Source organism: Micromonospora sp. CA-248089 (assembly GCF_050948515.1).
Taxonomy (GTDB): domain Bacteria; phylum Actinomycetota; class Actinomycetes; order Mycobacteriales; family Micromonosporaceae; genus Micromonospora.
Window position 1 is genome coordinate 2,661,588 of the sequence record NZ_CP192016.1, and the last position, 21,735, is coordinate 2,683,322.

At 71.9% G+C, this 21,735-nt stretch carries 17 protein-coding genes; 15 read left to right on the forward strand and 2 right to left on the reverse strand.

Going from position 1 to position 21,735, the window contains the following annotated elements; genetic code table 11:
* From ACQP26_RS12665 to ACQP26_RS12685, 5 genes are read left to right on the forward strand one after another with little or no spacing between them, the layout of a single operon-like run.
* Positions 1-1,077, forward strand: coding sequence for an alpha-hydroxy acid oxidase (locus ACQP26_RS12665; RefSeq protein WP_433495812.1), 1,077 nt, complete (start codon positions 1-3; stop codon positions 1,075-1,077).
* Entirely contained in the window at positions 1,074-2,405 is a 1,332-nt protein-coding gene (locus tag ACQP26_RS12670; RefSeq protein ID WP_433495813.1) for a cytochrome P450, read from the forward strand. The genes ACQP26_RS12665 and ACQP26_RS12670 overlap by 4 nt, the downstream gene beginning before the upstream one ends.
* Complete coding sequence (locus ACQP26_RS12675) at positions 2,402-3,670, forward strand: cation:proton antiporter (RefSeq protein ID WP_433495814.1); 1,269 nt, start codon at positions 2,402-2,404, stop codon at positions 3,668-3,670. The genes ACQP26_RS12670 and ACQP26_RS12675 overlap by 4 nt, the downstream gene beginning before the upstream one ends.
* Before the next feature lie 52 nt (positions 3,671-3,722).
* Entirely contained in the window at positions 3,723-4,394 is a 672-nt protein-coding gene (locus tag ACQP26_RS12680; RefSeq protein ID WP_269706790.1) for a response regulator transcription factor, read from the forward strand.
* Positions 4,394-5,674, forward strand: coding sequence for a sensor histidine kinase (locus ACQP26_RS12685; protein WP_433495815.1), 1,281 nt, complete (start codon positions 4,394-4,396; stop codon positions 5,672-5,674). Before ACQP26_RS12680 ends, ACQP26_RS12685 begins: the two co-directional genes overlap by 1 nt.
* Before the next feature lie 59 nt (positions 5,675-5,733).
* Here the strand turns inward: ACQP26_RS12685 and ACQP26_RS12690 are convergent, their stop codons facing one another.
* Both ACQP26_RS12690 and ACQP26_RS12695 read right to left on the reverse strand, forming a co-directional pair.
* A complete protein-coding gene (locus ACQP26_RS12690; protein ID WP_269706788.1) occupies positions 5,734-6,444 on the reverse strand; it encodes a hypothetical protein in 711 nt (236 codons plus the stop codon).
* 11 nt (positions 6,445-6,455) lie between these two features.
* Positions 6,456-8,738, reverse strand: a complete 2,283-nt coding sequence (locus ACQP26_RS12695) for a fibronectin type III domain-containing protein (RefSeq protein ID WP_433495816.1) — start codon at positions 8,736-8,738, stop codon at positions 6,456-6,458.
* A 276-nt stretch (positions 8,739-9,014) separates the two neighbouring features.
* Here ACQP26_RS12695 and ACQP26_RS12700 point away from each other — a divergent pair, with 276 nt between their 5' ends.
* The 10 genes from ACQP26_RS12700 (at position 9,015) to ACQP26_RS12745 (ending at position 21,705) form a co-directional block, all read left to right on the forward strand.
* Complete coding sequence (locus tag ACQP26_RS12700) at positions 9,015-9,812, forward strand: TIGR02452 family protein (protein ID WP_433495817.1); 798 nt, start codon at positions 9,015-9,017, stop codon at positions 9,810-9,812.
* A gap of 9 nt (positions 9,813-9,821) precedes the next feature.
* A complete protein-coding gene (locus tag ACQP26_RS12705; RefSeq protein WP_433495818.1) occupies positions 9,822-10,274 on the forward strand; it encodes an OsmC family protein in 453 nt (150 codons plus the stop codon).
* 255 nt (positions 10,275-10,529) lie between these two features.
* Positions 10,530-11,984, forward strand: coding sequence for a family 43 glycosylhydrolase (locus ACQP26_RS12710; protein WP_433495819.1), 1,455 nt, complete (start codon positions 10,530-10,532; stop codon positions 11,982-11,984).
* Positions 11,985-12,041: 57 nt separating this feature from the next.
* Entirely contained in the window at positions 12,042-13,553 is a 1,512-nt protein-coding gene (locus ACQP26_RS12715) for a family 43 glycosylhydrolase (protein ID WP_269706783.1), read from the forward strand.
* A 56-nt stretch (positions 13,554-13,609) separates the two neighbouring features.
* Positions 13,610-15,265, forward strand: coding sequence for an RICIN domain-containing protein (locus ACQP26_RS12720; protein ID WP_269706782.1), 1,656 nt, complete (start codon positions 13,610-13,612; stop codon positions 15,263-15,265).
* A gap of 63 nt (positions 15,266-15,328) precedes the next feature.
* Positions 15,329-16,771, forward strand: a complete 1,443-nt coding sequence (locus ACQP26_RS12725) for an RICIN domain-containing protein (RefSeq protein ID WP_433495820.1) — start codon at positions 15,329-15,331, stop codon at positions 16,769-16,771.
* Between the two features lie 225 nt (positions 16,772-16,996).
* Complete coding sequence (locus tag ACQP26_RS12730; RefSeq protein ID WP_269706781.1) at positions 16,997-18,952, forward strand: elongation factor G; 1,956 nt, start codon at positions 16,997-16,999, stop codon at positions 18,950-18,952.
* A 124-nt stretch (positions 18,953-19,076) separates the two neighbouring features.
* Positions 19,077-19,895 carry an endonuclease/exonuclease/phosphatase family protein gene (locus tag ACQP26_RS12735; RefSeq protein WP_269706780.1) on the forward strand — a complete coding sequence of 273 codons (819 nt, stop codon included), beginning with the start codon at positions 19,077-19,079 and terminating at the stop codon, positions 19,893-19,895.
* A gap of 96 nt (positions 19,896-19,991) precedes the next feature.
* Positions 19,992-20,525 carry a SigE family RNA polymerase sigma factor gene (locus ACQP26_RS12740; protein WP_120570384.1) on the forward strand — a complete coding sequence of 178 codons (534 nt, stop codon included), beginning with the start codon at positions 19,992-19,994 and terminating at the stop codon, positions 20,523-20,525.
* On the forward strand, positions 20,512-21,705 hold the full coding sequence (locus tag ACQP26_RS12745) for a hypothetical protein (RefSeq protein ID WP_269706779.1): 1,194 nt from the start codon (positions 20,512-20,514) through the stop codon (positions 21,703-21,705). The genes ACQP26_RS12740 and ACQP26_RS12745 overlap by 14 nt, the downstream gene beginning before the upstream one ends.
* The last annotated feature ends 30 nt before the right edge of the window (positions 21,706-21,735 follow it).

The following is a 21,735-nucleotide window of genomic DNA, read 5'->3' on the forward strand; positions in this document are numbered from 1 at the left end:
ATGCGCCCGTCGGAGGGCACGGCGCTGGACGGCCCGGCGCTGAACCTGGCCGAGCTGGCAGCCGACGCGCGGGGCCGCCTGGACCCGGTGTACTGGGACTTCTACTCCGGTGGAGCGGGCGAGGAACGCACGGTACGCGCCAACGAGGCCGCCTTCACCCGGCGCTACGTGGTGCCCCGCGTCCTGCGCGGCGCGGGCCACCGCGACCTGCGGATCTCGCTGCTCGGCACGCGGATCTCGATGCCGGTGCTGATCGCGCCGACCGCGTTCCACCGGCTGGCCCACCCGGAGGGCGAGGTGGCCACCGCACGCGCCGCCACCGAGGCGGGCACGATCATGGTGGTCAGCATGGCGGCCACCCGGCGGGTCGAGGAGATCGCCGCCGAAGGCGGGCCGCTCTGGTTCCAGCTCTACCCGCAGGCGGACCTCGACTTCACCGCGTCGGTCGTGCGGCGGGCGGAGATGGCCGGCTGCACCGCCCTGGTCGTCACCGTCGACTCGCCCGTGTTCGGGCGGCGGGAACGCGATCTGCGGCACGGTTTCGCCGACCTGCCGCCCGGCCTGGTCTGCGAGAACATGCGCGACGCGAGCGGCCGGGTGCGGGACATCGGGATGGACGCGGGGCTGGACTGGGACCGGATCGCCTGGCTGCGCGAGGTCACCACGCTGCCGATCCTGCTGAAGGGGGTGTTGCATCCGGCGGACGCGGCGCTCGCCGTCTCGTACGGCGTCGACGGTCTGCTGGTCTCCAACCACGGAGGCCGGCAGCTCGACGGGGCGCTGGCCACCCTGGACGCGTTGCCCGCCGTGGTGGAGGCGGTGGGCGGGCGGCTGCCGGTGCTGCTGGACGGCGGCGTCCGCCGGGGGACCGACGTCCTGGTGGCGCTGGCGCTCGGGGCGACGGCGGTGCTCGTCGGCCGTCCGGTGCTGTGGGGCCTCGCGGTGGGCGGCGCCGCCGGGGTACGCCACGTGCTGGACCTGCTGCGCGCCGACCTCGACCGGGCGCTGGCGCTGGCCGGTGCCACCGGGCCGGCCGACCTGCGCGGGGATCTGGTCGCCACGGTGGCGTACGGATGAGCGCTCTGATCGTCCTGGCGGGGGTCGGCGTGGCGTGGACCCTGCCGTACTGGCTGCCCCGCACGGTGGTCCGGCTGCGGGAGTGGGTGTTCGTCACCGTCAACGGCGTCGAGGGCGTACCGGTGCCCGGTCCCACCGTCGGCATGGAGCACTTCGAGCGGGTGTACGCCGATCCGGCGGCGGACGGGCGCAGCCGGGGCGCCGGGCTGTCCGACCTGTTCTGGTACTGGCTGGCGCCCGGACCGCACATGCACCAGGAGCACCTGGAGCCGGGCGAGCGCTACCGGACCGTCGCCGCGACGACCCGGCGGGTGCTCGCGGTACGCCGCCGGCGCTGCGACGACCTCGCGACCGCCGCCACCCGGCGGGCGCTCGACCGGCTGCCGGCCGACCGGACCAGCCACGTCCGGCTGCGCGATCTGATGATGCCGGTCTGGGCCGAGGTCTACTACGAACTCGTCTTCGGCGAGACGTGCCCGGCGGACGCGCGGGCGCTGATCGTCGCCAACGCCGAGGACGTGGTGAACGGGCTGAAGTGCACCGGCCTGCGGCACATGCGGCGGCGCGAGCGGCTGACCGCGTATCTGCAAGACCGGATCGAGGCGGGGACCTGCCCGGTGACGCTGCCGCCGCCGTTCACCACACAGGAGACGGCCTGGTATCTCCAGGGCGCCTTCTTCAACACCGCCGTGGTGCAAATGTCCGAGGCGATGGCGCACGTGCTGCTCGCCCTCGCCACCCGTCCCGACCTGCAGCGGGGACTCGACGACGACGAGGCGCTGGACCGGGTGGTCGACGAGACGCTGCGGGTGCATCCGCTCTTCGGCGTCGCGCACCGGATCACGTCGGCGCCGATCACGCTGCCCACCGGCGTGTCCCTGCCCACCGGGACGGTACTGCTCTTCAACTACCTGGCGTTCCACCGCGGCGGAGCCGCCGCCGACGACCGGTTCGACCCGGACCGGTGGTTGACGCTCAAGCGCGGCGACGCGCACTTCATCCCGTACGGCGTCACCGCCAACCGGGCCTGCCCGGCCCGCGGCGTGGCGCCGGTGATGATGCGCGCCGCGACCCGTGAGGTGCTGCGCCGGTACCTCCTGACCTCGTCGGCCTCACACACCCGGTCCCTGCCGAGCCGGGGCCCGGCGTATCTGACACCGGCCGGGCTCACCGGCCCGGGGCGGCTGCGGCTGGCCGCGATGCGGTCGCGGGACCGGTGGGCCGACGTGGGCCGCAGCCTCCGGCAACTGGTGTTCGGCACCTGGATGGTGGTCGACGCCCGCCGGCAGCGGTTGTGCACCGACTACTTCGAGAGGGCTGTCCGATGACACCAACGGAGCTGGCACCACGCTTCTTCATCGCGGTCACGGTGATCCTGATCTTCTGCAAAGGGGTCGCCTGGCTGCTCGGCAAGGCGGGCCAGCCCGCCGTGGTCAGCGAGATGCTCGCCGGCGTCCTCCTCGGCCCGTCGCTGCTCGGGCTCCTCCTGCCGGACGTGCAGAACGCCCTGTTCCCGGCCCCCCTGCTTCCGATCCTCTACGTCGTGGGTCAGGTCGGCTTGGTGCTGTTCATGTTCCAGGCCGGGTACGCGTTCAGCGCCCACCGGGTCACCGGGCTGGCCGGCACCGCCGGAGTGGTCTCCCTGGCCGGGGTCACCGCGCCGCTCCTGCTCGGGGTGCTGCTGGTGCTGGTGACGGCGGGCGCCGTGCCGATCCGGGCCGACGGGACGTCACTCGGGGTCTCGGCCGCGTTCGTCGGCGTCGCGCTGGCCATCACCGCGTTCCCGATGCTGGCCCGGATCATCACCGAGAAAGGGCACGCCGGCACCCGGCACGGCACCCTTGCCCTGGCCAGCGGCGCGATCGACGACGTGGTCGCCTGGATCATGCTGGCCGCCGTGCTGGCTGTCGCGTCCGGCCGGGCCGGTCCCGCGATCGTCACCGCGGGCGGAGCGGTCCTGTTCGGGCTGGTGCTCTGGTTCGGCGGACGTACGGCCGCTGCCACGCTGATGACCCACCGTGCCCTCAACGACCGCGCCCGGCTGCTCGGCACCGTCGCGCTGCTGTTCCTGGTCGCCTGGTACACCGACGAGATCGGGTTGTACGCGGTCTTCGGCGCGTTCGCGGTCGGCGTGGTGATGCCCCGCACCGACAACACCGACAAGGTGGTGGACACGCTCACCCCGGTCGCCGCGACGCTGTTCCTGCCGCTGTTCTTCACCTACTCGGGCCTGCGTACGGAGTTCGGCCTGCTCGGTTCGCCGCCGGTGCTGTTGTTCGCGCTGGCCTGCGTGACGGCGGCGATCGCCGGCAAGTTCGGTGCCTGCTGGGCGGCGGCCCGGCTCCGGGGCGAGCCGTCGGGCGTCGCGCTGCGGGTCGGCGCGCTGATGAACGCCCGCGGCCTGATGCAGCTCATCGCGCTGAACGTCGGGCTGGAGGCGGGCATCGTGAGCCCGGCCCTGTTCACCGTGCTGGTCCTCGTCGCACTGGTCACCACGCTGATGACGACACCGGCGCTGAGCTGGATCGAGCGCCGCGAGGCCCGGCAGCCCGATGTCGTCCGCACACCGGTGCTCGCGGTTTCAGATAGTTGAAGAAGCAAATAACGATGGTCTAATCGATCCGCATCTATGGGATTGTTAACATATGCGGGGCGGAAGATCGAACCGGCTGCTGCTGGTCGAGGACGACGCGGATCTGACCGAGATGCTCACCGAGACGCTCGGCCATGAAGGTTACCTGGTCGACCAGGCCTTCGACGGCCAGCGCGGGCTGCATCTCGGCCTGACCCGCTCGTACGACGTGATGGTCATCGACCGGATGCTGCCGGCGCTCGACGGCCTCGACCTGGTCGCCCGGCTGCGGGCCCGGGCGGTCCCGTCCCGGACCCTGATGCTGACCGCGCTCGGAACCGTCGACGACCGGATCGCCGGGCTGGACGCGGGCGCCGACGACTACCTGGTCAAGCCCTTCGACCTCGACGAGTTGAGCGCCCGGGTCCGGGCGCTGTGCCGGCGCCGGCCCGAGCCGACGGACGTGCTGCGCATCGGGGCCGGACTGCTCGACCTCGCGCCACGCGAGGCGGTGCTGGCCGACGGCACCCGGGTGGCGCTGTCGACCCGCGAGTTCGAGCTGCTCCGGGTGCTGGCGGCCCGGCCCAGCACCGTCCACCCACGCGCGGTACTGCGCCGCAAGGTCTTCGAGGAGGCCGCCGCCGCGTCGATAGTGGACACCTACGTCTACTACCTCCGGCGCAAGCTCGGCCGCGCGGTGGTACGCACCGTGCACGGGCTCGGCTACCGGCTCGGAACCCTCTGATGGAGGCGGCCGAGCAGGCGATCGTCAGACGGGCCCGGCTACGGATCGGCCTTCTCGTCGGCCTGACCATCGGTGGCCTGCTGCTGCTGGCCGGCGGCATCTCGTACGCGGTCCTGGTCCGCGGCCAGGAGGCGCAGATCCATCGGGAGCTGGCGTGGGGCACCGAACACGGGACGATCGCCGGCCCGCCCGCCTGCAGCTGGATCTTCCAGTACGACGGGACCACAGTGCGTACCGGCGCGAACCCGCCGCCACCGGGCTTCCCGATGCGCGACACACTGGACGCCGTGGCCACCACCCGGGCCACCGAGGTCACCACCGTCGCCCGCAACGGCACCACCTACCACGTACGCACCGAGGCGCGCGGCGACCACGTGGTCCAGGCGGTGTTCGACGCCCGGTTCCAGATGTCCGACCGCCGGCACCTCCTGCTCGCGTTCAGCCTCGCGGCGGCTGCCGGGCTGCTCGCCGCCGTGCTGACCGGTGTGCTCGTCGGCCGCCGGGCCGTCGCACCACTCGCGGAGGCGCTGACCCGGCAGCGCCGCTTCGTCGCGGACGCCAGCCACGAACTGCGCACGCCGATCGCCCAGGTGCACACCCGGGCCCAGCTGATCGCGCGGCGCGCGCGCCACGACGGCGCCGCCACGAACCTCGACGACCTGGAACGGCTGATCGGCACCACCCGCCGGCTCGGCGAGATCGTCGACGACCTGCTGCTCTCGGCCCGGCTCGCCGCCGCTCCCGCCGACCGGGAACCGGACCCGCCCGTCGACCTCACCACGCTGATCGGGACGACGGTCGCCGCCGAGAGCGACCGCGCCGCCGAACGGCAGGTCACCCTCACCCTGGACACACCCGGCGACCCGCTGCCGGTGCCGGGTGTCGAGTCGGCCCTGCGCCGGGTCGTCGGCGAACTGCTCGCGAACGCGCTTGCCCACACCCCCGCCGGAGGCCGGATCGACGTGACGCTCCGGGCCGACGGCGACGTCGCCGAGTTCGTGATCGCCGACACCGGGAAGGGTTTCGACCAGGCGGACGCCCGGCGGATCTTCGACCGGTTCCACAGGGGTGCGGGCGCCGGGGGCCGACGCTTCGGCCTGGGACTGGCCCTGCTCCAGGAGGTCGTCACGAGCCACCACGGCACGATCGAGGCCGAGGGCAGCCCGGGGCGGGGAGCCCGCTTCACCGTACGTCTCCCGATGGGGCGATCGCCGAGCGTCCCGGGCAGGGCCGCGCGGATCAGGAACCTCCGGGTGTGGCAGCTCGGTGCCGGTACGTGAGCGCCGGACGGGACGAGATCGCCGCCGGCCCGGGCGATGCCTGGGCCGGCGGCGCAGGGTCAGATGCCGAGCGACCTCCGGGTGGCCCGCACCGTGTCGGACAGTTCCTCGTAGCAGTCGAATCCCCGCTCGATGCAGTCCATGTCGACCCCGCATTCGCGCTGTCGCGCGCGCAGCAGTGACTCGTCCGCCACGTACACCGGAAAGGTCAGGAAATCGACGTCGGGAACCCGTTCCCGGAGCATGCCGACCTCGTCCGGCCCGTCGTCCCGCAGCAGAAGCCAGCCGTTGAGGTCGTCGTGGACGACCGCGCCGGCGGCGATGCCCTTCGTCCAGCCGGTGAAGAGCGCGGCGAGACTGGTGGCGGCACGAGCCGAACCCCAGACGTCGGGGGTGAACTCGTAACGCCAGATCTCGCCCTCGTGGTCGCCGGCGAGCACGAACGTGTAGACCAGATCCTCGAAGTTGAACAACCGCACCTGGTGCCGCCACGGGAACGGCGTGCCGATCGAGATGGCCAGGCTGTCGAGTTCCTCGCCCCCGTCGGCCGGCCACGGCATGATCCAACCGCCGTTGGGGAGCAGCCGCCGGGGCGGCCAGTTCTGTGACTGGAACCAGGTCAGCTGCTCCGCGACGTGGTCCACGCCGAAGATGCGGTAGACCGAGCCGGGCGGCTGCCCGGCGGGCGCCTCGGCGTGCTCGGGCCAGTCGAGGCCGGCCGCGGTCGCCGCCGCACGGTACTCCGCGACGGCGTCACGCAGTACGCGCATGTCGTCGAGCATCAGGGAGCCGCCGCCGGCTTGGGGCTCATGCACATGCTGGCCCCGCCCTCACTGACCCGGAACCCGAAGCTCGGCCCGTTCGCCGCGACCCACGGCTTCACCGGCAGCACGATGAACCGCTCTCCGTCGGCGACCTCGCACTTGCGGAAGAACGCCGACATCTCGGTGCCCTGCGGGCTCGACTCCGACGGTGGAACCGGCTTCAGGGAAGCGCGCTCGCCCGACAGGTTCACCGCCTGGTTGGTCACCCAGAACGGGAACTCGTCGCACACGGTTCCCGGCGCGCGCCCGGTGCACTCGTTCGGCGTGAAATGGGTGTTGAACCACCGGCGTGGATAGCCGGCGTCGATGGCGGCCCGACCGCCCTGGCTGCGAGCCGGGTAGAACCACTGGGCCCGCGTCGGTGGCTGCGGATATCCACCGTCACCCATCGCCGTCACGATGTGGGTCCCGGTCTCCTTCATGGGCCGGAGGTCGTAGGACACGCCACCGGGGACGTAGACGGCGAAGCCGTTGTCGCAGCCGGCCGTACCCTGGGTGCCACGCTGGGCGGTGCACGCCGCATCGATGATCCGCTTGAGCCGGCCGTCCTCGGCGTTGGTCCAGGCGAAGGGAATGCCGTCCCGGTCGGCCACCAGCTTCGTCGTCTTGATCACCTCCGCGTAGATCTTCAAGCTGTTGTACCACTCGCCCTCGTCCGCGCCCCAGTTCTCGAACGTGTCGAAGTCGGTGTCGTGCCGGATCGGGTACTCGAGGATGCCGTGGATGCCGATCTGACCGGGGAAGAGGATCTCGAGCAGCGCCCAGAGCGCGAGTCCGACGCCGATGCCCGAGAGAGCGACGACGACCCAGGAGGTGCCGACGGCGGCAGCGGGCGCGACCGCGACGAGCCGGACGGCCTGCGCCGCAGGGGCCAGCACGAGCGTGCACGTGGTGGTGTTCTGGGCGCACCAGGTGATCGGCATCGTCGCGTTGCCCGGGTCGAACAGCGTCGAGACGCGACCGGGGGCCGGGGCCACCGAGGAGATCACCGGACCACGGCCGGGCGGCGCCGCCGAGAAGAGAAGCTGGGTGAGGCTGTCCGCGCACTTGACGAGCTTCTCCCCGGACGGCGGTAGGAAGGCGTCCAGGCAGCTGTCGTTCGAGACGGTGTAGCAGCCCGGGAACAGCTCCGTGCTGCCGGCCGGCACCGTGACACTGGTACGCGAGTCCGCAGCGAGGTAGAAGTCTCCGCCGCTCCCGGCGCACTGAGAGCCTTCGCTTGCCGCCTGCTGGGTGGCGGCGGGAGACACCTCGTCCGTATTGATCATGGTGGTGAAGTCGGCGGAGAGCTCACGGGCCACCGTGCGGTCGGCGCGTAGCGCCTCGACCCGGAACGTGTACGGCGTGTACTCCTCCAGGGGGCCGATCGGAAGGACGATGCTGTTCTCCGCCGTGCACGGGTTCGCCGGATTGCCGTCGGCGTCCTGGCAGAAGTGGGTCAGCGAGAACTCGTCGTACAACTGGCCGTCGAGGTAGGCGCGGTAGCTGCTCTCGGTGGCGGGGTCGGGCTGCCAGGTTGCTGTGGCGGCACCCTGCTCCGGGTCGAGGACCAGGTCGGCATCGGGATCCGGTGGTGGCGGTGCGGCGGCCGTCGTGAAGGACGCCGTGGCGCGGGTCGGGGACTTGTTGCCGGCCAGGTCGACGGCGACCACGGACACCGTGTGGTCGGTGGACGGCGACAGCCCGGTGATGGAGTACGACCGGGTGCCGATGGTGGTCCGGTGCGGGGTCCCGCCGTCGACGGTGACCTCGTACCCGGCAAGGCCGTAGTTGTCAGTGGCCTCGCCCCAGGTCGCCTTGGCCGAGGTCGCCGTGATCGCGCCGATGGTCAGGCCCGGGACGGCGCTCGGCGGGAGCAGGTCCACCACGGTGACGGACCGCAGGATCCGGGCGTAGCGTCCGGGTTCGCGCTCGGCACGGGCGCACACCTCGTTCTCGCCCAGTTCCGCCGGGCGAAGACTGGCGGTCCACGACGCCGACCAGTTCGACACCCCGGCCGGCGGCGGCCCGAGGGTGATGTCGGTGGTGGTCAGCCGGCCGATCGAGACGTCGACCATGGTGGCGTTCTTGTGCAGGAAGCCGTTGAGAGCGATCTTCCCGTGCTCGTCGACCGCGACCTCGGTCCCGGTCGTCGGCCCTTCGAGCCGGATGGAGGCGTGGTTGACGTCCTCCGGCACCGACGGGTCGGCGCACGCGGGAAGTTGCTCGGCCGGAGTCGCCTCGGCAGCCGGCTGGCTCACCAGGCCGACGGGGAGGATGAGCGAGACGGCGAGTGCCGTAGCTCGTATGAATCTGCTGAAATGCCTGTCGTGCCCATGGTTGGCCATGCCTACCCCCGTGTGAATGACGCCAATCAATGGTTGGGCGGACATTAGCAAGGCACGGTCCATCGTGGTGCCCCCTCGTCGCCCGGTCGCACCAGGTGACGTGGCCGGAGCGGGGGTCGCTAATCGGTTGCCCGTCCGGTGAGGGCTGCCTAGATTGCCGCTCATGCACGACATCGACGGGCGTGCCGGATGAGCAGCCGTCTCCGCGAGATCGCCCGGCAGACGGTCGCGATCGCGGAAGCCGGACGTTATCGCAACGATGCCGGTGACGACGTCGAGATCGGAGCGGCGGTACGCGCCGCGGTCGCCGGCACCCGCGAGCACCTGCCCGACGACGTCCTCCAGCTCGACGGCGCGCGGCCGGGCGCCGGTGCCGTGGAGGTGGCGTACGAGTCGACGTTGCAGGCCGCCCGCCGGCTCGGACCCGGCGCGGCGTGTCTGGTGTTTGCGTCGGCGAAGAACCCGGGTGGCGGGTTCCTGGGCGGCGCCACGGCGCAGGAGGAGAGCATCGCCCGCTCGTCGGCGCTGTACCCGTGTCTGCTCGCCGCCCCGGATTTCTACGCCTTCCACAGAGGGCAGCGGGACCTGCGCTACAGCGACCGGGTCGTCTGGTCCCCGGGCGTGCCGGTGTTCCGCGACGACAAGGGCAACCTGCTCGACCGGCCGTACACGACGTCCTTCCTGACCGCGGCGGCGCCGAACCTGGGCGCGATAGTGCGCAACCAGCCGGAGCACGCCGCGGACGTGCCGGCGGTGCTGGGCCGGCGGGCCCGGCGGGTGCTGGAGGTGGCGGCCGCGCACGGGCATCGGACACTGGTGCTGGGCGCGTGGGGGTGCGGGGTGTTCCGCAACGACCCGGCAGTGGTGGCCGGCGCGTTCGCCGACGCGCTCCGGGTGGTCGACCGGTTCGACCTCGTGGTGTTCGCCGTTCGCGACGGGCTGCCGGGGACACCGGTGTACCGCACCTTCGCGGAGCGTTTTCGGTAGGTTCGTCACATGAGTGAGGACACGCTCCGGTCGGTGGAGATCGAGCGCACCAGCGTGGGCAGGTACGTCGTGCGCAACGCCCGGGGCGGCGAGCTGTCGATGGGTACGGGGGAGGACGCGACCTTCACGCCGGTGGAGTTGCTGCTGGCGGCGCTCGGTGGCTGCACCGCAGTCGACGTCGACCTGGTGACCAGCCGTCGTGCCGAACCGGCCCGGTTCGCCGTCACGGTGAGCGGTGACAAGATCCGTGACCCGGAAGCCGGCAACCGGATGCAGAACCTCACCGTCACCTTCGCTGTGGAGTTTCCGGCAGGCGCGGACGGTGACCGGGCCCGCGAGGTCCTGCCCCGATCGCTGCGGCAGTCACACGACCGGCTCTGCACCGTGTCCCGCACGGTGGAGCTGGGCACCCCCGTCACCATGGTGGACGCGAGCGACCCGGGCTCGGCCGAGTCGCGGTGACCGAGGAAAGTCCGACGCCACCCGACCCGATCGGCGGGGATTGTTAACGCTAACCACATACCAGGGCGGCGCTCCGGCATGCGCGGCCGTTCGACCCAAGAAGGCCATCCGGGAAGCTTCACCCCCGTGCTCACCTTGACAGTCGTCTATGTTATCGAAAACATGACTGGTAACCCGGACGTAACGCCGCTGCCATGATCGCTCGCCCCGTCTCGTGATCCCGGGAGCGGAGGCGACCAAGCGCGGGAGGTTTCGGTGGCAGGGACCGCTCAGACGACGCGGACGGTAGCGGCGGTGTTCTCGGCGACAGTGGTACTCGGCGCGGGAGTGCTGGCCGGGGTGCCGCCCGCGTCGGCGGCGACGGTCGACACGACCGCGTCGTACGTGGTCGTGAACCGGCACAGCGGCAAGGCGATGGACCTGTACGACTGGTCGACCGCGGAGAACGCGCCGGTGAACCAGTGGACGCGCAACGACCTCGCGGTGCAGCAGTGGCAGTTCGTGGACGCCGGTGGCGGGTTCTACAAGGTGCGGTCGCGGCACAGCGGGAAGGTGCTGGAGTTGCCGAGCGGCACCGACGGCACCCAGCTGGTGCAGTCCACTGACCGGTCCTCGGCCACCCAGCAGTTCCGGTTGCAGGACTCCGCGGGTGGGTTCGTGCGGTTCGTGAACCGGCAGTGGAACAAGGTCGTCGACGTGTGGGGCTGGTCGACAGCCGACGGTGGGCGGCTGGCCGGTTACTCCGACCTGGACGGCGCCAACCAGCAGTGGCAGCTGATCCGGCTGGGCGGCGGGACACCCATCAGCCCGGCACCCACCAGCCCGGCACCGGCCTACCCGCAGCCCGGCCGGGTCACCGGCGACATCGGTGTCCACGACCCGACGGTGGTCAAACGGCCCGACGGCACGTACCTCGTCGCGCACACCGGTGACGACATCGCGCTGAAGACCTCCGCCGACCGGATCGCCTTTCGCAACGCGGGCACCGTCTTTCCCGGTGGCGCGCCGTGGACCACCACGTACACCGGGGGAGCGCGCAACCTCTGGGCACCCGACCTGTCGTACCGCAACGGGCGCTACCACCTGTACTACTCGGCCTCGACCTTCGGCTCCAACCGCTCGGCGATCTTCCTGGCCACCAGCACCACCGGAGCCGCCGGCAGCTGGACCCACGAAGGGCTGGTCGTCGAGTCGCGGACCACCGACGACTTCAACGCCATCGACCCGAACCTCACCGTCGACGACCAGGGCCGCTGGTGGCTCACCTTCGGCTCGTTCTGGTCCGGCATCAAGATGATCCCGATCGACCCGGCCACCGGACGCCGGCTCGGCACCGCCATCCACGCGCTCGCCGACTACGGCCCCGGCGTCGAGGCGCCCGTCCTGGTCAAGCGCGGCGCCTGGTACTACCTGTACGTCTCGTTCGACAGATGCTGCCAGGGCGCCGCCAGCACGTACCGGATCATGGTCGGTCGCTCGGCGAGCCCGACCGGGCCGTTCGTGGACCGCGCCGGCCGGGACATGCTCGCCGGGGGCGGCACCCAGATCCTGGCCTCGCACGGCAGCGTGCACGGGCCCGGCCACCAGGCGGTCCTCGCCGACACCGACGGCGACGTCCTCTTCTACCACTACTACGCCGACAACGGCGCGTCGCTGCTCGGCGTCAACCGCATCGGCTACGACGCCGCCGCCTGGCCCTACGTCTACTGACCCGGCACCCGGACCACCCCGCCGCCGACCGTCGACCTGGCCCACCTGGGAGGGCACATGCCGATTCGACACCTGCTCCGCACGGCCCACCGCCGACGGGCCGGCGCGGCGCCCGCCGACGCCCCCGCCCGCCGACGCCTGCGGCCGATGCTGGCCAGCGCCCTTGCGGCGCTCGCCGTGACCGCCGGCCTGCCGGTGGCCGGACCCGCGCAGGCCGCACCGGCGGTGAACTACACCAACCCGCTGGTGAACCAGCGCGCCGACCCGCACATCGTCAGGCACACCGACGGCTACTACTACATGACCGCGACGGTGCCGGAGTACGACCGGATCGTGCTGCGGCGGGCCACCACGCTCCAAGGGCTGGCCTCCGCCACGGAGACGACGATCTGGCGCCGGCACACCAGCGGAGAGATGGGCGCCCACATCTGGGCCCCGGAGATCCACTTCATCAATGGCAGGTGGTACGTCTACTTCGCCGCCGGACGCACCGACGACGTGTGGCGGATCCGGATGTACGTGCTGGAGAACGCGAGCGCCAACCCGCTGACCGGCTCGTGGACCGAACGCGGCCGGATCACCACGCCGTGGGACACGTTCAGTCTGGACGCCTCGACGTTCGTGGTGAACGGGGTGCGGTACCTGACCTGGGCCCAGCAGGAGCCCGGCATCTCCACCAACTCCAACGTCTACCTCGCCCGTATGGGCGCCAACCCGTGGCAGATCACCGGCACGGTGGCCCGGCTGGTCGTCCCGGCGTACGACTGGGAGACCCGGGGTTACCGGGTGGCCGAGGGCCCGACGGTGATCCAGCGCAACGGCCGGGTCTTCCTCACCTACTCGGCGAGCGCCACCGACGCCAACTACTGCCTCGGCATGCTCACCGCGTCGGCCGGCGCGAACCTGCTCGACCCCGCCTCCTGGAGCAAGAGCCCGACCCCGGTGTTCGCCAGCAACGCCGCCACCGGCCAGTACGGCCCCGGGCACAACTCCTTCACCGTCTCCGAGGACGGGCAGAGCGACATCTTGGTCTACCACGACCGCAACTACCGGGACATCAGCGGCGACCCGCTCAACGACCCGAACCGGCGCACCCGGATTCAGAAGCTGTACTGGAACGCCGACGGCACCCCGAACTTCGGCATCCCCGTACCCGACGGGGCCACCCCGGTCCGGCTGCGCTCGCACGACCTGAGCACGAGCTACGTCCGGCACTACGACTACCGGGCCCGGGTCGAACCGAACGTCACCAACCTCGCCGACTCGCAGTTCCGCATCGTCCCCGGCCTCGCCGGCGGCGGATCGGTGTCGCTGGAGTCGACGAACTTCCCCGGCTACTACCTGCGGCACCGGGCCTTCGCCCTCTACGTCGAACGCGACGACGGCTCGGTCCTGTTCGACAACGACGCGAGCTTCCAGCGCCGTGCGGGCCTGGCCGCCGCCGAGGGGCTCTCCCTCGAATCGCAGAACTACAGCGGCCGGTACGTCCGCCACCGGGACGGACCGCTCCACCTCGAAACGGTGGGCACGAGTGCCGACCGGGCCGCGGCCACCTTCCACCTGGAGTAGGCGCCCCGACAACCGCTGCGCCGGACCCGGCGTACCCCTTTCTCGGAGGTCGAACGATGCTCAACCCCGCAGTGACGTCGCCGCCCGCACGCCGCCGGCGGGCCGGACTGGCGCTGGCCCTGGTGGCGGCGCTGGCCGCCGCGGTCGGCGTCGCCGTCGTGGCCGCGCCGCCGGCGCAGGCGGCCACCATCGACACCAGCGCCTGGTACGTGCTGGTCAACCGCAACAGCGGCAAGGTCCTCGACGTGCGGGACACCTCGACCGCCGACGGCGCGGCGATCCAGCAGTGGTCCCGCAACGACGGCGAGTGGCAGCAGTTCCAGTTCGTCTCCTCCGGCAGCGGTTACTACCGTCTGCGGGCCCGCCACAGCGGCAAGGTCGTCGACCTGTGGGAGTGGAACGTCGCGGACGGCGCGGAGTACCGGCAGTGGCCCGACCTCAACGGCACCAACCAGCAGTTCCAGGTCCTCGACTCGGACAGCGGCTACATCCGGCTGATCAACAGGCACTCCGGGAAGGCCCTGGAGGTCTGGGAGAGGTCGACCGCCGACGGCGCCCGAATCAGCCAGTACACCGATCTCAACGGCACTAACCAGCAGTGGCAGATGGTCCGGGTGGGCACCGGCGGCACGCCGACCACGCCGCCGCCGTCCACCGGATGCGGCAGCGGCTCCTACCAGGCCGAGGCCGTGCTGAACGGCGGCACCTGGACGGCCCGCAACGGATCGTCGACCGTGTACTCGGGCGGGGACATGCTCGCCGCGATGCAGGCAGCGGTGAACTCCCTGTCGGCGGGGCGGACCGCCAAGCAGCGGGTGGTGGTGCGCGGCTCCGGCTCGATGAGCGCGGGCTCGCGGCTGTCGCTGCCGTCGTACACGACGCTCGCGGTCTGCGGCACGATCAACGTGACCGGCTCGGGGTCGGGCGACTACGCGCCCGTCTACTCGCGGGGCACGACCGACGTCGAGGTGCAGAACCTGACCCTCACCGGTGCGCCGCTGTACGGGATCTTCATGCGCAACGTGAACAACCTGACGCTCGGGCAGATCGACATGCGGCTGTCCGGCGGTCTGGGGATCCGGATCGACAACCACGGCGGCGACCGGGCGGTCAAGGTGCGCAACGTGCGCATCGACACCGTGTACGTGTCGGGGACCGGCGCGCACGGCGTCGAGACGTACGGCGTGGACGGCCTGACCATCGGCACCGTCACCGCACGCAACACCGGTTACTCGGGTCTGCTGCTCAACGACACGATCAACGCCACCGTGGGCACCGTCGACGCGCAGGGCGCCGGCACCGGGACCGGGTACGCGGCGTTCCGGATGGCCAACCGCAACGGCCGGATCGGCAGCTCGTACCCGACGAACATCCGGGTCGGCACCGTCATCGCGTCCGGTGGCGGCCGGGGGATCTTCTGCGTGTCGGAGTCCGGCGGCGCGGTCATCGACCGCGTGACGATCTCCAACACCGGCAACAACTCGATCCTCGTGGAGAACTGCTACAACGTCACGATCGCCGGGGTGTCCGGCACGGTGACCGGCGGCGGCGAGGTGCGCATCGCCTCCCGGACCGAGTTCCCGATCTCCTCCGGCATCCGCTTCCAGAACCTGACGGTCACCAACACGAACATCACCCAGAGTCCCTGCGGCGGCGCGAACAACACGATCAGCAACGTCACCCGGATCAACTCCACGCTGAACTGGTGTTGAGCGCCGCAGGCACCCCCCGCACCACCCACCCACCCACCACCACCGTCCACCGGAGGAGTTCCCGTGACAACGGCTCTCACCACCCCCGAAAGGCGCCGGCGGCACCGCTGGCGGGCCCTGGTCGCCGCCGCCGGCGCCCTCGTCGTCGGCGGCGTCGGCGCGGTCGTCGCGTCGCCCTCGGCGCAGGCCGCCACGATTGACACCAACGCGTACTACGTGCTGGTCAACCGCAACAGCGGCAAGGTCCTCGACGTCCGGGACACCTCGACCGCCGACGGCGCGGTGATCCAGCAGTGGTCCCGCAACGACGGCGCCTGGCAGCAGTTCCGCTTCGTCAGCTCCGGCAGCGGCTACTACCGGCTGCAGAACCGCAACAGCGGCAAGGTCGTCGACCTGTGGGAATGGAACACCGCCGACGGCGCGGAGTTCCGGCAGTGGCCCGACCTCAACGCGACCAACCAGCAGTTCCAGGTCCTCGACTCGGACGGCGGCCATGTCCGCCTGATCAACAGGCACTCCAGCAAGGCGCTCGAGGTCTGGGAGTGGTCCACCGCCGACGGCGGCCGGATCTCCCAGTACGCCGACCTCAACGGGTGGAACCAGCAGTGGCAGCTCGTCCCGATCGGAGGTGGCAGCCCGGGGACGCCGCAGACCGGGCTGGTCGGCTGGGCCACCCAGAACGGTGGCACCACCGGCGGTGGCAACGCCGCCGTCACCACGGTTACCAGCGCGTCCGCCCTGTCCAGCGCGCTCGGGTCGTCCAGCGCCGCGGTCATCCGGGTGTCCGGCACGATCTCCTGCTCCGGCATGCTGCGGGTCCGCTCCAACAAGACGATCCTCGGCAACGCCGGCGCCACGATCTCCGGCTGCGGATTCACCGTCAACGGCGACCGCAACGTCATCGTCCGCAACCTGAACTTCCGCAACTGGAGCGATGACGCGATAAACGTCGAGCAGTCGGCCACCAACATCTGGATCGACCACAACAGCTTCACCAACGGGTACGACGGCGCTGTCGACATCAAGCGCGGCTCCGACTTCGTCACCGTGTCCTGGAACCGTGTCTACGGCCACGACAAGTCGATGCTGCTGGGCCACAGCGACGACAACGGCAGCCAGGACACCGGGCGCCTGCGGGTCACCTACCACCACAACTGGTTCGACGGCTCCAACCAGCGCCATCCACGGGTGCGCTTCGGCAACCCCGTCCACGTCTACAACAACCTCTACAGCAACGTCGGCGGCTACGGCGTGGCGTCGACGATGAACGCCGGGGTGCTCGTCGAGGGCAACTACTTCGAGAACACGGCCGACCCCTACCACCGTGGTGAGGGCTCGTCCGGTCCCGGTTCCCTGGTCGCCCGCAACAACTGCTTCGTCAACTCGGGGGCCGGGCAGACCGGCGGCAGCGTCGCCGGCATCCCGTACCCGTACACGCTGGACACCGCCTGCAACGTGAAGGCAGTCGTGACCGCGGGCGCCGGGGCGGGCCGGATCAGCGTCTGACCCCCGCACCCCACCGCGTCACCGGCCGGGCCGGCTCCGGAATCGAACCCGGGGCCGGCCCGGACGGGCCTCCGGCCGCGAAATCGGTGGTGGCGGTCGCGGCGGACGGGCAAGGTGGAACCGCACACCGGCGGCGAGCGCCGCCGTCACGACGAGGACCAGGAGAGACAATGCGAGCAGCTTCCACGCTTCGGACCCTTGCCCGTCCTACCGTGGAGCTCCGCCTTGGCCCTGTTGAACCTCGGAATCGTCGCCCATGTTGACGCCGGAAAGACCAGCCTGACCGAACGCCTGCTCTACGAGGCGGGCGCGGTGACCGAGCCGGGCAGTGTCGACGCCGGCACGACCCGGACCGACTCGATGGAGCTGGAACGCCGCCGTGGCATCACCATCCGGGCGGCCGTCACGTCGATCGCCATCGGCGACCTGAGCATCAACCTGCTGGACACCCCCGGCCACCCCGACTTCATCGCGGAGGTCGAGCGTTCCCTCGCCGTGCTCGACGCCGCCGTGCTCGTGGTGTCGAGCGTGGAAGGCGTCCAGCCGCAGACTGTCGCCATCTGGCGGGCACTGCGCCGCATCGGCGTACCGACTGTGTTCTTCTTCAACAAGGTCGACCGTGGCGGCGCCGACGTCGACCGGGTGACGGCCCAGGTGCGGCAGCGGCTCGGGGCCCGGCCGGTCCCGCTCACCACCGTTTCCGGCCAGGGCACACGCGAGGCGCGGGCGCGGGCCGTGGACCTGACCGCCGAGCCCGTGGTGGCGGAGGTGGCGGAGGTCGACGACGCGGTGGCGGCGCGCTGGCTGACCGACCGGCCGGTCCGGGTCCGCGACGTCCGGCGGGCGATCCGGCGCGCGGTGCGAGGCGCCGACCTGATCCCGGCCGTGTGCGGTTCGGCGATCACCGGCACCGGGGTACGGCAGTTGTGCGACGTCCTGGCCGACCTGCTGCCGTACGGCGACGCGCCGGACGGCCCGCCGTCGGGCACCGTCTTCGCCGTCGACCGGGACGGGCACGGCCGGCGCGTCTGGCTGCGGTTGTGGTCCGGGCGCCTGCGGGTACGGGACCGGGTACGGCTCGACGGCGGCCGCCCCGAGCCGGTGACCGAGATCGCCGTCATCGAGCCCACCGGCGTGCAGGTGCGCCCGTCGGTCTCCGGCGGCCAGATCGCGGCGGTACGCGGGGTGCCGGCCCGGATCGGCCAGCACATCGGCGACCCGCCCCGGCGGCACGGCTACCGGTTCCCGCCGCCGACCCGGCAGGCGGTCGTCGAACCGGTCGAACCGGAGCAGCGCCTGGCGATGTTCGCCGGGCTGGCCGAACTGGTCGACGAGGACCCGCTCGTGGACCTGCGCCTCGACGAGCAGCAGGCGGAGGCGGTGATCCGCCTGCACGGCGAGGTCCAGAAGGAGGTGCTGGCCGCCCTGATGGAGGACCGGTACGGCGTCCGGGTGCGGTTCTCCGGCACGCTCACCGCCTGCATCGAACGGGTCGCCGGCACCGGCACCGCGCAGGAGCGGGTCCGGGAGCGCGGCAACCCGTACCTGGCCGGGCTGGGGTTGCGCATCGAGGCCGCGCCGACCGGGCACGGCATCGAGTTCCGTCCCGGGATCGAGCCGGGACGGCTGCCGCCGGCCTTCGTCGCCGCCACCGAGGAGGGCGTACGGGCCGCGCTGCGGCAGGGCCGGCACGGCTGGCCGGTCACCGACTGCACCGTCACCATGACGGCCTCCCGGTACTGGCCCCGGCAGAGCAGGCCGCACCAGAAGTTCGACAAGTCGATCTCGACGGTGGCGGCGGACTTCCGCAACCTCGCCCCGGTCGTGGTCGCCGCCGCGCTGCGGCAGGCCGGTACTCGGGTGTGCCAGCCGATCGAGCGGTTCGACGTCAACCTGCCCCGGCACGCGGTGGAGACGGTGCTGGCGCTGCTCGGCCGGCTCGGCGCGGTCGTCCACGACACCGCCGTCGTCGGCGGCTACCTGGAGGTGAGCGGAACCCTGCCGTCCGCCCGGGTGCCGCGGGTCGTCGCCGCCCTGCCCGACCTCACCGGCGGCGAGGCGGTCCTGACCACCACCTTCGACCACTACGCGCCGGTCACCGGCGAGGAACCGCCGGCGCTGCCCCGGCGCGGACCGGACCCGGACGACCGGGAGGCGTGGTTCCGGGACGTACCCAGGTAGGTGCCGGCCGGGCGGCGACGGGCACGCTCCGGCGATAGGATCACCGCGCCCGCCGCCGCCCGCATCCGCTGGAGCCCCGCTGTCCCCGCAGCCGGCCACTCACCGCACCTCGCGAGTCCGCCGGGTGCTGGCAGTGGTGTGCCTGCTCGTCGTGGCCGGGCTGCCCGCCGGGTCGGCGACGGCAGGCGGCACCGGGCCGGGAACGCTGCGGGTGCTCCAGATGAACCTCTGCAACAGCGGCCGGGCCGGCTGTTACACCGGCCGGGCCGTCCCGCAGGCCGCCGACGTGATCGCCGCGGAACTGCCCGACGTGGTCACGCTCAACGAGATCTGCCGCGACGACGTGCCGACGCTGGAGCGTACGCTGCGGGCCGCCCGTGCCGGTGGCACGACGGTGTCCGCGTTCCAGGCCGCCGGTGACCGCCCCTCCGGCGGCCCCACCCGGTGCAACAACGGCGAGCCGTACGGGATCGGGTTGCTGGCCCGCCTCGACGCCCGCGACGCGCGGCCGTCGGTGCACCGGGGGACCTATCCGGCGCAGGACCTGAACGACCCCGAGGAGCGGGTCTGGCTCTGCGTCCGGGCCGACGGGCTGCACGCGTGCACGACGCACCTGGCGAACACCAGCGGCCCGGTGGCGCTGGCCCAGTGCGGGCAGTTGCTCGGCACCGTGGTGCCGGGGGTCCGGGGCGACGCCGTCGGCGCGCCGACCGTCCTCGGCGGTGACCTGAACCTGCGGGCCGGTGGCATGCCGGACGTGCGGTCGTGCGTGCCGGTGGGCTACCGGCGGATCGACGACGGCGGCCGCCAGCAGATCCTGGCGTCGAGCGGCGTGACGATCTGCTGCCGCCGCGCGGTGGACATGCGCGGGGCGACAGACCATCCGGCGCTGGTGGCGACCATGATCCGTTCGTGGCCGGTGCCGCCACCGGGACGGTACTGACCGAGGTCTCCGGACGCGCGGCGAAATTGGTCCGCGGTCCGTGCAACTTCGCGGGCGGGCGCAGCCGTTCTACCTCCGTCACGAGGAGGCAGTCGATTGAAAGCCGAAGACGAACAAGCGTTCCGCGAGTTCGTGACGTCACAGATGGCGTCCCTGCGCAAGCTGGCGTACATGACCTGCGGCGACTGGCACGCCGCGGAGGACGCCGTGGCCAACGCGCTGGTCAAGCTCTATCCACGCTGGCGGAAGCTGGAGCGGCCCGATCTCTACGTCAAGACCATGGTCTACCGGGCTGCGATCGACGAGACCCGCCGGCCCTGGCGGCGCGAGCGGTCGGCCGGCGACGCCGTGCCGGACGCCGCGGTACGGGACACGGCGGCGGTGACGGACGAGCGGATGCGCCTGTGGGCGGCGCTCGAATCCGTCCCGGCGGGGCAGCGGGCCGCCGTGGTGCTCCGGCACTACCTGGACCTGAGCCTGGAGGACACGGCCGCAGTGCTCGACTGCACGGTCGGCACGGCCAAGAGCCAGGTCTCCCGTGGGCTGGCGAAGCTGCGCGAGTCACTCGGCGGCGAACACCTCAATCTCACCGGCAGGCCGATGGAGGAGTGGACGAATGCAGTTGCGTGAACTGGTGGACGCCGTGACCGGCGACGAGCCGCCGATGGGCCGTACCGTCGACGACATCGTCGCGGCCGGGCGGCGCGCCGAGCGGCGCCGCCGGAACCGGTTCGCGACAGCCGGCGCGGCTGGCCTCGTCGCGGTGGCGGTCGCCTCCGCGATCACGGTGCCGGTCCTGGACGCGAGGCGCACCTCCTCGACGCTGTCCGAGGCGCCGCGTCCGGGCGTCAGCCCCTGGCCGGACGCCTCGCCGTTCACCTTCACCTTCACCGGGTACGACGCCGGCACGCTGCACGTGCAGGACCCGATCGTCGTGTCGACCGCGTACCAGATCGCCCCCGTCTACTCCGACCGGCACACCTCGAACGACAGGCCCGTCACCGCGGACGAGGCCGAGTCGATGCAGCAGGAGACGACGGCCGCCGGGGCGAAGCCGAGCCTCTGGGCCTACCTGACCGTCTACCGGCCCGGCGCCTTCGCCCCGGCCGCGATCAAGGGCGGGCGGAACGTCATGGTGGCCGGACGCAGGGCGGTGCAGGCGACGCTGCCGTACGCCCTCGACCCGACCCAGCCGCCGGAAAGGGGCAACAAGCTTTTCGCCTGGCAATACGCGAAAAACGCCTGGGCAGTCGTCACGGCGATCTCCGGCGACGAAGCGTCGCCGAGCTTCCGCGACCTGAGTGGCCTTGTCACGGGCCTGAAGCCGGCCGGGCCGACGCCGGCTCCGCTGCCGTTCACGGTGGGCTACCTGCCGCGGGGTTACGTGCCGCTCCAGGTGGGCACGCACGCCCTGCCCGGCCTGAGCGGCATCGCCACCGCCCGCGCCGGTGACTACGGCGGCGCGACGTACACCAGGCCGCCCCTGCCGACCTCGGGCCTGACCGCGCCGTTCGACTCGGTCGAGGGCGCGATCAGGGACGGGTTCCACATCTTCGTCACGCCGAGCACCAGCTCCAACCAGTCACCGGAGCCCGGTGCGACGAAGTGCTATCCGGGGGCGGCCCGCCGGGGCGGGTTCTGCAACATCTGGAGCGTCGACGGCAGTGTCGTCGTCCAGGTCAGCTCCGAGGGCGTCGGCGGCCGGCTGCCCCAGGCCGAGCTGCTGAAGATTGCCCAGGGGATCACCGTCGCCGACGACGTGCGGGACGAGTCGACCTGGACGCCCGCCGGGGACGCCCTGACCCCCTGACCGCCGGAACGACCCGGTGACGGTGGGAGC